Genomic DNA, 10,424 nt, shown 5'->3' with positions numbered 1-10,424 from the left:
GATTTCAAAAGGCTGCCCGCTCTGAATAAACAGGCTCAGTTCCGCCCGATTATCGGCATTCATCATGTATCGCTGTAGTTCTGGCTGATTGTCGCTGTCTTGACTCAGTTCAACCAGATAAGGCGCGCTGTCTTCCAGTGAAACCTGGGTTTCACCTTTAAATAACCCTTGCCAGCGTAAAGAAGAGGCGAAGAGATCAGGAATGATAAATCTCTCGGTCTGTTGATAGACCGCTGCATCAATCACTGCGTAGAGATGCTCGTTATCTTCACAAACTGGCATGTTAGTGGTTTGTGTCAATATCAGATCACCCCGCACGGCGGGAATAGGGGAATCTAAATTTTCCTGTTGGACAACTATCACGGGTTGTTTATCACTTATCTGTGGAATATGCCGTATCAACCGTAATTCAGGATGGGGGCTTTCTTCCAGATAGGTTTGTAAGGAGATGATCTCTTGGTCTTGACCGTTTGTTATGCCCGGGCCAATAACGTAATCCCACAAATTGGTTAATGCCTCATGTTGAGTCGGGGAATAGATTAACGCCTTAGCTGAGTATTGTCCGGCAGGGTGTTGTTCATTCCCCATCGCCTGGTAGGTGTAATTGGCCACCCAGTAATCATATAAGTCAAGCGAAGACGGCATTTTCACTCTGATGTTTCCTTCTGTGCATCGGCTTTTCCTTTGCAATCCTGAGCAATGGGCTGGCCTTCATTGGCCGCACCGGTCAATGTGGGTACGGTGCCTGCACTGCCGCCTTGCACGACCACCGGGCCTTTCAAAAAGATATTGCCGTTTAATGTGATGCCCTGAGCATCTAGGGTGATGCTGCCTGCTTTACCTTTGAGGATCAATGTATCGCTGGCTTGCAGGGTATGTATTTTGGTGTGTGAGTGAATGCCTTTAACTACATTTAATTGGTAATTGCCTTTGATATCACTCTGTTTGTTTTCCTCAATTTGTTGGAAATGGGAAGCATAGATCTCTTCTTTCCAGCTATTGTTGATCCGCGTGATTTTGTCTTTCTCAATGGTTTCGAACTGATTTTTATCCACCTGAATATGTTGTTCATTCATGATACGGATAAATTCATCGTTACCGATTTTATGCCGGCGGTCGTTCATGACGGTGTGGCTTTCGTCGTGATCTATTTTTTGAGTTTTATCGTGGTTAATTTGGATCAGTTGGTCACGTTGAGCATGGATATAGATCTCTTCCCGCTCTTTTTCATCTTCAAAGCGTAATTCATTAAAACCATTACCTTTATGGGTCTTGGTTCTGAACGTGGTGCGGGTTTTTTCCGCCGGTAAATTCAGCGGCGGACGGTTAAGGGCGTTATAGGTACATCCGGTGATAATGGGGCGGTCAATATCGCCGTTGAGATAGGAGATAATCACTTCCTGGCCGACTCGCGGTGTGGCCAGAAAGCCAAATCCGTTGCCATTCCAGCCTTGTGCCACCCGCACCCAGCAGGAAGCCTGGTCGTCCGGCGCGTCGTAACGGTTCCAGTGGAAGTGAACGCGAACCGCCCCCTCTTTATTGACATAAATTTCTTCCGTGCCGGGCCCGACAACTGTGGCAACTTCATCGCCGTCAGCCAGGGGTTTATAGCGGTAGGGGGGACGCCAGTCGTTGCGGCCCGGAATAAATTGGGTCTGTGAATTGAGGATGGTGCCGGCTCCGCCATCACCTAAAACAGCGGGCACATGCCCTTTATGTTGGGAAGAGACGACTTGCCAGCGGTCATTCATGGTGTCAATCGGGTGGTGGGTTAACGTGAAGATCCTGCCCGGCATTAATCGAATACAGTTACTGTCCGCTTGCCCGGATTTGCTGTCGGCACGTAAAGCTTCCAGCCGGTATTGGGTAAATGGAATGCCCTCTTTGTCTTTCTGAAAACGCCCGTAACTTTCGAAGATATGAAATGGCGTGCTGCTCTCTGCCTCAAAATCTGTCGCGTTATGTTGCAAGGCATAATTGGGGTTGTGATAATTCCGGTCTTTTTGGGAAATGGATTCAGGGCGCATGTGGGAGCCAAAAGACCATTTGAAGATAACATTTTCTTCTATTGCGCTGGTGACGTCCGGGTTGTAGAGCAGCGTATCCGGTGCTCTCATGTTTAAATGGCTATCGCTCACATGGAGTCCATCATCGGCGAACCAGAAGAAAATCCCCTCTTCTGCCGCAAGGCGGGTAAAGAAATCGTAGGAGGATTCCCTTTTCATGGTGGTGTATTCCCGTACTGAATGAGGGTCATTAAAACGCATATTGGCCCTGAGTTTTTTCTGTTTCAGTAGGCTGTGTAAAATCTCGGGAACGCTGAGTTGGTGATAGATGCGGCTGTCCTGATCAAGGGTCAGCAGCCACATTTCGGGTCTGACTGTCAGGTGATACAGGGTTTGATGCCGGTTTGTGGCCCCAACAATTGCACTTTCAACCAACCCTTTCACTTCACGTTGCGGACTCTCATCACGGGTGACGGTAAACTGTGCGGTCTGGAGCAGAAGGGTATCCGTATCAATATCTGAACGCGGTGCTGCTAATGTCAGAGACAGGGTAAATAACGATGAAAGTGCTTCATCTAACGTAAAATTGACGACCGTAAAAGTCATGGGTGCCAGGTTGCCGATAGTGCAGGAAAAGCGGAGTCCGGTTTTCATAATTTTTCCTCAATGATGTTACATAAGCTTCTGGTGCCCGGGCATATTGTAAAATTCCCAGTATTCACCGGTATCGTCATTGATGACGGTTAATGTGTGAAGGCTTGTTTCGACCAGGCAGAGGGAGAAGGCGGTATGTAATGTTTTGGCAAAGGCATACATTTCGCCTTCGTGCTCGTAATTCTCTGGTGTCATGCGCAGTGTGATTTTCTGGGCCCTCACAGGAATACCCTTCTCCATATGATAAAAAGGTTCAATGTAGATTTTACTGAGACCCTCGGCCATGCGCTGAATATGCCGGCTACGCGGGGCGTCCAGATGTGTGAAGGTATCCAGTTGTTTGACCAGCGATCTGACGGAATCAATATGGCCGAGAAAAAATGGCCCAATCGACAACAAGGATAGTATCGGCCAATGCTGATGACTATTGACTACGGCAGGAAAATCTTTTGACGCCGCCACGATATTTTTGGCCTGAATATGGCTGGGTATCTCCTCGCTGGATATACAGATTTGCCCGATGTCCAGTGTTCGTGCTTGTGTATCAAGTTTCTGATATTGGCAGTAAAAGTCGCGATAATGGTGCTCTGTTACGGGTTTTGCCTGATGATCATAAAACGTGAGATTAATTTGACTGCCCCCAAATGGCGATTCTTCCCGTATAGGGTTAAACAGCAATATGTTGTCACCGGGTTCGGCGAAATGGTGGGCTGTCAGCTGCGCACTGTCGATTAGGGGAACACGGTGGTCAGATCCATCAGCGATTTCTTCTGGTTCAGATTGGAGTTTAACGTTATCAATACTAAAGATTTCATCTGCTGCCAATACATAACACGATTTGCCCTTTTCAAATGCTATCGGTTTTGTTCTGGTCGAAGACAGGTTGATAACCGGTACGCAGTGCGGAATAAATGCGGGGGTAATGTCCTCAATGGGAATGTTGCAGTCGAATTCCAAGATAAGGGTGAATTGCTTATCTTCGCCCAAAGGGAGCTCAGAGATCTCCTCCGATAAATCAAATGACATAAAGTCATTAACATGTGGCAGATAGAGGTATTCGTATAACACCTGCAACGGCCAGAAATAGTCATGTGGTCTCGGCAGTACCAAATTTTCCTTCATCCGTGGAGCGCTCTCGATAGACAGCCACATCTTTTTCTCTGTAAGGGATGTTTTCAGATAAGTGTCGTCCAGCGACTGATCCAGGTATTTTGTCAGTAAAGACGCCAGTTTTTGATCTTCTCCGAGAAAAAGCATGACTGGCCCTGTCTTCCAGTGGGGAGTTTGCCCATGATATTGAAAGGTCAGCGATATCAGGCTTTTGTTTTCGCGGTGTGTCAGAGTTTTATGGATCAAGGTAACTGGCTCAATGCTGATATCTTGGGTGGTTCTGAATGCAATGGATTGGTTATGTTGTATGGCGGAAATTTGGCTGCCTTTGGCAACATGTGTGGCTTCCGTCATGCTGCCCGGTTGAATATCTAACTGGATAACGCTGGTTGAAGGGATAGGATGTAACGGTATCGGCCATACCTTGCGTAAAAGAGGGTTGATCACTTCAGGAAAACCATCATCAATTTTTTGCTGAAGACCGGCAGTCAGCAGCGCAAAACCTTCCAGTAACCGGAGAATATCCGGGTCACCGGATTCGGGGGTAAATGGGGCGAGGTGTGGATGCTCTTGCGCCGCGTTATGCATATCATGCTTTATTTGCGAAAGTGCTGCCCTGTAGAAGTCTTCAAAATTTTTCATATTTACACTTGTCTCTTTTGTGCTCAAATATTAATGTTAATTTATATTTCAGTCTAATAAATATCAAGGTTGATATTTTAAAGATGTGTAAATTTCGTTTTAAAACAGTGAATGACGTAAATTTTATAGGTGTTCAGGTAACATGATTATTTTAGTTATTTCAAAGAGTTTGGTTTCGGTTGGTTTGTTTTAATCAAGTTGTAACGCCATGATAGGCAAACGTCATAAGCTAAAATTAATATTTAACTCATAGTTAAGGGGGTAAAAGATGTTGCGTTCCATTATTTTGGTTGGAGATTCGACTTCGCATGGTGGCAAGGTGCTGGCAGGTGATGGCGGTTTTGATGTGTTAGGGAAGAAAGCGGCCCGGGTTGGGGATGCGGTATCTTGTCCAAAATGTGGTGGTAATCAAACCATCGTGGAAGGGACGCCGGGTATAGTCAGTTCTAATGGGCAAATGTATGCACTGGAGGGGATGAAAACCTCTTGTGGGGCGACATTGATTGCTTCGCAAAGTCTATTTCAGGCATAGGATGGCGGTAACTGCCTGAAATAGAGTGGGTTGATTTAAGCGCGGATGCTCAGTTCTTCATTATCTGTCTTTTTATAAACTGCCGGGTTGGCGTGGTGGATTTCGGCCTGACATATTGGTCGTCGCACTGCGGATATTCTGACCAATTATATCAATGCTAGCCTGAAAGGGTGGGAATGGCAGAGTAATACCATGCTTGTGAAATTCTTGCAGAATAAGCTGGTGGACTTCATGACGGACGGGCATTCGGTGCCCCATTTCCGCGGCATAAATACGTAATTCAAATATCTGAATGCCATGCTGGAGATCAACCAGATACACTTCAGGCGCCGGGTTATCCAGGATCAGAGCGCTGCGTTTGGCCGCATTTAACAGGATTTGGGTGATTTCTTCGCTGTTATTCTCTGCCGGAGCAGGAATTGTCAGTACGACACGGGTGATGGTGTCAGACAATGACCAGTTGATAAATTGCTCAGTGATAAAGGCTTTGTTAGGAACAATAATCTCTTTCCGGTCCCAATCTGAGAGCGTCGTTGCCCGTGTATTGATCTTAGTGATGCTGCCGGTCAGATTGCGGATGGTGACAGTATCACCAATGCGGATGGGTTTTTCAAATAGGATCATCAGGCCGGAAACGATGTTGGCGAAGATTTCTTGTAAGCCAAAACCAAGCCCAACCCCCAGTGCGGCAACAAGCCATTGCAGTTTTGACCATTCAATACCAATCAGCGAGAAACCTACCAAGCCACCGATCAGCGTAATGGTGTATTTGGTTAGTGTGGTAATGGCAAAGCCAGTACCTGGGGTTAGTTCCAAATGTTGCAATAAGGCCAGCTCAAGCAGTGCAGGCAGGTTACGTACCAGTTGCGTCGTGATAATAATCACCAGTATGGCAATTAATACCGAGCCCATTGTGATGGGTTGAACTGTTTCTACATTGTTTATTGTTGTGGTGACATCCCACAGGCGGATATTTTCCAGGAATGAGAAAGCTGAATGGAGTTCTGACCAGAGCAAAATCAGTGAAACCAGTGCCAGCATAGTCAGAATTGAGCGTATCAATCCCAAGGATTGAGCACTGATTGCATCCAGGTCAATAATAGGTTCGTCAACCTCAATGGAGCCTTCGATGCTGCTTGAACCCGTTGAATCATCTTCTCCTTTGGCGCGTTGAGCCAGAATTTCCGCCCGTCGCTGTTTTGCCCGTTCAAAGGCAATCCTGCGCCGCTGAATCAGCATCCAGCGCCGGATAATGTGGTAAATAACCAGCAGGAAGAACCAGATAGCAACGGAGGTCTCCAAACGTCCCAGTAATGCCTGTGATGTACTGAAATAGCCCAGTATGGAAGCCAGAGCAGCAATTATTGGCGCAGAGAGTAAAATCCACCAGAGAGCAGTATTGATAACGTTTTCACCGGAGCCATTTTTATCCAGATAGAGTGGGACTCTTGCCCGTTTCAGGCTGCTGGTAATCAAGCTTAAGGAGACACACAATATCAGGAAACAGAGCCTGCCAAGTGTGGAGGCAAATTCTCGATCACTGTAATGTTCGAAAGTGATTAATGCCATCACCAATGGCACGATGGCAAAGATAGAGAGTTGGTAAAATCGCAATGCGCGTTTGACTCGCTCTTCCGGCCAGCGAAAATGGGCGATGAATAGCCCATTTGGATGCGCAAACGTCGCACTCAGCATAAAGATCCACAATACGGGAGTCGTCGCACTGACACCATAACCAATGGCGATCGCCATTGGATACTGCCAGGCGCTTTGCAGCCCATAGCCGATCGCAGACCAGAGCATTGGCAAAGGTAACGCAACAATAACCGACCAGAATACGGTACGCAAAGTAAGGGAGAAGTGATCATATGTTACTTTGCCGATGCGGTTACTCGCGCGCTCAAGAAATGCGTGATAATGGCGGAGAGAACCGACGCTGAATATGACAAGAAATAGCGCCCCAAGCAGATATAGCAGCGTATCCTGAGTGGTCAGCATGACTATCAGAGCCCCACTCAACTGAGAGAACGTATCCAGTGATAATAAGCGGGTTAGATCCTGTACAACATTAATAGGGTAATTGAGAGAAACAGGATTAACATCTGCGACCCAGAATAGATAACGGTGGGTGGCTTCTTTTACTTCTGTCAGTGCATCGTTTAGCTGGTTGGTAGCGACTTTCAGTTTGGTTAGTTCAAGAATTTCACTGTCATAACCAGATAATAATGAATTGAGTAATTCTTTACGGGTACGAATCAGGGAATCGTAAATCCGCTCTTGTTCGGCCGTCAGTGCAACGTTGTTTGCCTGCGTTGGTTTTGTTTCTTTCTGTAATTGTTCCAGCATATCTTCGTATTTCAGCCGATCGACCCTGAATTTGACAATATTCCGGTCGAGTTGCTGAGGCTTAGACATGTCGGGTAAACGGGCAAGTTGAGTTCGAAGTGCTTCTCCAAGCGTCGTGGAGCCTCCAAGCCATTGGGCCTGTTCACGAATGGTGCTCAATGCTTGCCGGACTTGAATAATATCACTGGCGGCCTGGCGTTGCTTTGAGCCGATAGTATTCATTCGTTGCGCTTGCTGATTTAGCTCCTGAGATAAATGACGGTTCAGTTGCAATTCATCAAGCAGAAATTTTGGTAGCTGACCACTCTGTTCTGCCAGCATTTCTGTATGTTCCAGCGCTAATTCTGCTTTTTGCTGGCGTTGCGCGTTAAGTTGGCTGCGGAGTTGTTGCAGCTCAAGATCAAGTCGCTGATAACGCTTTTTGAACAGATCAACTCGCATACGGGAAATTTCCTGCCGGTTATTGGCAGAAAGTTGAGCTAGTTCCAGTTCATTCACTGTAGCCTTGTGAGCATTTACTTCGGCTTGAGCTAAAGCAAATTGGGCCTCTCCTAACGGAGTGGAGGGTGTTTCTAATGATTGAAGACGAGAGGATGCTTCAGTCAGGAGACGTCGTGCTTCTGACTGTTGTTGTGGTAATAATCCAAGGGAGTCGCTGATTTCCCGTCCTTTGTCCTGTTCTTGCTGTAATTGTCCACCCTGGTCCAGTAACCGACTGCTGATCTGAATGATCTGCTGCTCAAGATTTGCGATTGGCTGGTTAGCAGGAATTTGGCGGGGAGTATCACTTTCAGCAAGTAACTTTTGGCGAAGCTCTCTGATTATTTTGGGGAAATCATCAATGGTAGCCTGATATTTCTGTGTTCTGTCGTTAGCAGATTTAGTATCAGCAATCCAATTGAGCGCCCCTTGGAGCGCCTGAGCAACTTCTGCATCCTGCGGATTTTTACTGGATTCAATTTGTTTCAGTTCTTGTTTGAGCTGGTTTTCATCAAGTTGAGTAGCAGCAAAAACCGGACTAATAATGAGCAGGCTAAGCAATAAGCTGATAATCAGGCGCACGATAGAGGGCTCTCCTTGGAAGGGGATTAGCTTATGTTATCAGTAGGTTCTTCAGGTATTATCGCCTGGGCTAATAGTTCACCCATGCGGGTTGCTGAACCACTGCTTAAGTGCCCGGCTAACTGCACCTGATTTGCTGCGAATAGGTTAATAACGGTAGAGCCCAGTTTGAAGCGCCCCATTTCTTCACCTTTCTTAAAAGAGACAGCGCCAGTTGTACCGGCTTCAGGGTAAGTCCAGCGTTTGATAATACCTTCCCGTGGTGGCGTAACCGTTCCACACCAGGCCATCTCAATACTGCCGACGATCGTTGCACCAACCAGAATCTGGATCATTGGTCCAAATTGAGTATCAAACAGGCAGATGACTCTTTCATTACGAGCGAACAGGTTTGGCACGTTGGCGGCAGTCAACGGATTGACAGAGAACAGATCACCTGGGACATAGATCATCTCTTTCAGTAATCCATCGCAAGGCATATGTACACGGTGATAATCTTTTGGTGATAAGTAAGTCGTTACAAACTGCCCATCACGGAATATCTCTGCCAGTTGATGATTGCCGGCTAGCAGGGCTTCAAGGGTATAGTGGTGCCCTTTGGCCTGAAGAATTTGGTCTGTCCGGATATTACCTAACTGACTGATAATACCATCAGCAGGCAGTGCTAATTGATGTTCTTCGCTGACAACCGGGCGAACATCCTCTTTTAATGGACGGATAAAGAATTCATTGAATGTCGTATAGGCGGAAAACTCAGGTGCTTTCGCTTCATTCATATCCACTTTATAAACACGGGCAAACGTCTTAATTGCCAGTTGAGTCAGCCAGCCGGCCTTTTTATTTGCAAACCAGCCTGCCAGATTTGTAATTCCTTGTTTAGGCAATAAATAATGCAACCTGATTTTAATGTTATCCAGCACGTCAACCTCTTGGATGTTATTCTATCGGCAAATTAGACAAAAGGGGGCTATTGTACCCGTCCTTTTATTTAATGTCAGTTAGCTATCGTTATCTGTAAACGTCTTGCGTGGTTTAATTTGATCCATGCTGTCGAGAATACGGTGATAATTCTCAAAACGTTCTTCAGCTATTTCGTTATTTTCTACTGCGTTCCGCAACGCGCATTCTGGGTCATCCCGATGTTTACAATCACGGAATTTACAACTGCCCAGATAATCGTGGAATTCGACGAAACCCTGAGTTATCTGTTCTGGTGTTAAATGCCATAGGCCAAATTCCCGTACACCTGGGGAATCAATCACATCACCGCCATGTGGAAAGTGATAAAGGCGGGATGCCGTGGTGGTGTGTTGACCTAAACCGGAAGCTTCTGAAACCTGATTGACCAGAATTTCTTTTTCATCTTCTGGCAGGAGCGTGTTCAGTAAACTTGATTTACCCACTCCGGACTGACCGGCGAAGATACTGATTCTGCCTGCGAGCGTTTTTAGTAATTCTTCCATACCTTCGCCAGTATGGCTTGATAACTTTAATACTCTGTAACCAATATTATGGTATGTGGACATGACTTCATTGACCCATTCACGGCTTTCTTTATCCAATAGGTCAATTTTATTCAGCACAATCAATGGCTCAATGCCCAGTGTTTCACAGGCAACAAGGTAGCGATCGATAATATTGAGTGAAAGTTCAGGGAGAATGGCTGACACAATAACTATCTGGTCAATGTTGGCGGCGATAGGTTTAATGCCATCATAGTAGTCAGGGCGTGTCAGTACAGAAGTCCGCTCGTGAACCGCTTCAACAATGCCATTGACTTTAACATCCGTTTGCGTTTGCAGCGAAGGACGCCATACCACCCGATCACCTGTGACTAATGAACGGATCGTTCTGCGAATATTACAACGTTGTATAGAACCGTCTGCTGCTTCTACATCTGCATGTTGGCCGAAACGGCTGATAACCAGCCCTTCCTGAGGTTCACCTAACTGGCTGTCATCCATTTCAGGTTTATTATCCTGTTTTTTCAGTCTGCGCTGATGATTTGCCTGTACCCGCCGTTGCTGGCCTTTGGATAATTTATTCTTAGCCACCGAACCTCACTTGTTCCA

At 46.3% G+C, this 10,424-nt stretch carries 7 protein-coding genes; 1 reads left to right on the top strand and 6 read right to left on the bottom strand.

From position 1 onward, the window contains the following. The 3 genes from ACGF63_RS04325 to ACGF63_RS04315 form a co-directional block, all read right to left on the bottom strand. A partial coding sequence (locus ACGF63_RS04325; protein ID WP_387629027.1) for a DUF4123 domain-containing protein occupies positions 1–645 on the bottom strand: 645 nt, incomplete at its 3' end. Positions 646–647: 2 nt separating this feature from the next. Further along, positions 648–2,660, bottom strand: a complete 2,013-nt coding sequence (tssI, locus tag ACGF63_RS04320; RefSeq protein WP_387629005.1) for a type VI secretion system tip protein TssI/VgrG — start codon at positions 2,658–2,660, stop codon at positions 648–650. An 18-nt stretch (positions 2,661–2,678) separates the two neighbouring features. Then, complete coding sequence (locus ACGF63_RS04315) at positions 2,679–4,412, bottom strand: type VI secretion system baseplate subunit TssF (protein WP_071992950.1); 1,734 nt, start codon at positions 4,410–4,412, stop codon at positions 2,679–2,681. Positions 4,413–4,680: 268 nt separating this feature from the next. Here ACGF63_RS04315 and ACGF63_RS04310 point away from each other — a divergent pair, with 268 nt between their 5' ends. Beyond that, a complete protein-coding gene (locus tag ACGF63_RS04310; protein WP_387629002.1) occupies positions 4,681–4,944 on the top strand; it encodes a PAAR domain-containing protein in 264 nt (87 codons plus the stop codon). A 72-nt stretch (positions 4,945–5,016) separates the two neighbouring features. Here ACGF63_RS04310 and mscM read toward each other — a convergent pair whose 3' ends face one another. The 3 genes from mscM to rsgA all read right to left on the bottom strand — a co-directional run bounded on the left by mscM (position 5,017) and on the right by rsgA (position 10,406). Then, the gene (gene mscM / locus ACGF63_RS04305; protein ID WP_387628999.1) at positions 5,017–8,352 is read right to left on the bottom strand and encodes a miniconductance mechanosensitive channel MscM; all 3,336 of its coding nucleotides are present in this window, start codon (positions 8,350–8,352) and stop codon (positions 5,017–5,019) included. Between the two features lie 26 nt (positions 8,353–8,378). Further along, positions 8,379–9,272, bottom strand: coding sequence for an archaetidylserine decarboxylase (gene asd, locus ACGF63_RS04300; protein WP_036844127.1), 894 nt, complete (start codon positions 9,270–9,272; stop codon positions 8,379–8,381). A gap of 78 nt (positions 9,273–9,350) precedes the next feature. Continuing rightward, positions 9,351–10,406, bottom strand: coding sequence for a small ribosomal subunit biogenesis GTPase RsgA (rsgA, locus tag ACGF63_RS04295; RefSeq protein WP_162524200.1), 1,056 nt, complete (start codon positions 10,404–10,406; stop codon positions 9,351–9,353). Positions 10,407–10,424: the final 18 nt, after the last annotated feature.

The sequence above is a fragment of the Photorhabdus sp. RM322S genome, from assembly GCF_042879395.1.
GTDB lineage: Bacteria > Pseudomonadota > Gammaproteobacteria > Enterobacterales > Enterobacteriaceae > Photorhabdus > Photorhabdus khanii.
The sequence above is the reverse complement of the archived record's forward strand: the minus strand, read 5'-3'. Positions and strand labels throughout refer to the sequence as shown.

Coding starts and splice junctions, on each gene's coding strand:
- tssI (WP_387629005.1), bottom strand. CDS start 2,660: ATGAAAACCGGACTCCGCTTTTCCTGCACTATCGGCAACCTGGCACCC.
- ACGF63_RS04310 (WP_387629002.1), top strand. CDS start 4,681: ATGTTGCGTTCCATTATTTTGGTTGGAGATTCGACTTCGCATGGTGGC.
- ACGF63_RS04315 (WP_071992950.1), bottom strand. CDS start 4,412: ATGAAAAATTTTGAAGACTTCTACAGGGCAGCACTTTCGCAAATAAAG.